The organism is Bradyrhizobium diversitatis (assembly GCF_016031635.1).
GTDB classification, from domain to species: domain Bacteria; phylum Pseudomonadota; class Alphaproteobacteria; order Rhizobiales; family Xanthobacteraceae; genus Bradyrhizobium; species Bradyrhizobium diversitatis.
The window spans coordinates 1-1,270 of the sequence record NZ_JACEGD010000098.1 but is presented as its reverse complement, the minus strand read 5'-3'; the positions used below and the strand labels follow the sequence as shown (position 1 = coordinate 1,270).

Here is a 1,270-nt window from a genome sequence, read left to right as displayed (position 1 = left end):
CTAGACGACCGATTCCGTGAACTTGGCAGTGATGGAACGGTACGTTCGTTCGTGGATTCCTCGTTTGCGATTGACTGAACGAGGAGTTTCACCATGGCAGGACGGCGGCAAGCGGTCGAGTTGGCGATGACCGATGAGGAGATTGAAACGTTGACGGCTCTTTCGCGGTCGAGGACCGAACCGGCACGCCGGGTGTCGCGGGCCGCGATGCTGCTTGCCTACCGTGAGAACCCGTCGTTCTTTGCGGTAGGTCAAAGACTTGGCGCCCATCATCAGACGGTCCAGCGCTGCGTCGAAAGGGCGGTGGCTGACGGTGCATTGGCGGCGCTCGACGAGCGCCCGCGACCGGGCAAGGAGCCGGTGATCACGCCGGAGGCCAAGGCCTGGCTGGTGTCTTTGGCGTGCGACAAAGCCAAGGACCATGGCTATCCGCATGAGATGTGGACGACGCGCCTGCTGGCCCGCCATGCGCGCGAGCACGGACCGGGGGCGGGACATGAATGTCTCGCCCATCTGGTGCAGGGCACGGTATGCAAGCTGCTCGGCCAAGAGGAAATCAAGCCGCACAAGGTGCGCTACTATTTGGAACGTCGCGACGCCGAATTCGAGCAGAAGATGGCCGAGGTTCTGTGTGTCTATCGCGAGGTTCAGGTCCTGAAAAAGGCCGCCGCCAGGTCCAGGAAATCGGGCAAGCCGGTGACGATCGTCTCCTACGACGAAAAGCCGGGGATCCAGGCCATCGCGACGACGGCGCCGGATTTGCCACCCGTGCCAGGCGTCTATCCGGCCTTTGCGCGCGATTTTGAGTATCGGCGTCATGGCACGCTCAGCTTGTTGGCTGGAATCGATCTGCTGACCGGGAAGGTCCACGCTCTCGTCAAAGACCGCCACCGCAGCCGAGAGTTCATCGAATTCCTCAAGCTTCTCGATGCCGCCTATCCGCCCCGCACCGCGATCAAGTTGATCCTCGACAATCATTCCGCCCACATATCGAGAGAGACCAGAGCCTGGCTCGATACACGACCGGCCGGCCGCTTCGAATTTACCTTCACGCCCAAGCACGGCTCCTGGCTCAACCTCATCGAGGGCTTCTTCTCCAAGTTCGCCCGCTCCGTCCTGCGCCACATCCGGGTGACTTCAAAACACGAGCTCAAGCAGCGCATCATGGCCGGCATCGACGATGTCAATCGCCACCCTGTCATCCACACTTGGTCCTACAAGCTTGCCGAGGCCGCCTGATATGATTCAAACCAAGAAAACGCTGACCTAG

At 60.9% G+C, this 1,270-nt stretch carries 1 protein-coding gene; it reads left to right on the top strand.

Annotated elements, in window-relative coordinates; translation table 11 throughout:
- Positions 1-93 precede the first annotated feature (93 nt).
- Positions 94-1,239, top strand: a complete 1,146-nt coding sequence (locus tag H1B27_RS39590; protein ID WP_197969771.1) for an IS630 family transposase — start codon at positions 94-96, stop codon at positions 1,237-1,239.
- Positions 1,240-1,270 lie beyond the last annotated feature (31 nt).

Excerpts from the sequence above, each read along its gene's own strand:
- H1B27_RS39590 (WP_197969771.1), top strand. The coding sequence starts at position 94 with ATGGCAGGACGGCGGCAAGCGGTCGAGTTGGCGATGACCGATGAGGAG.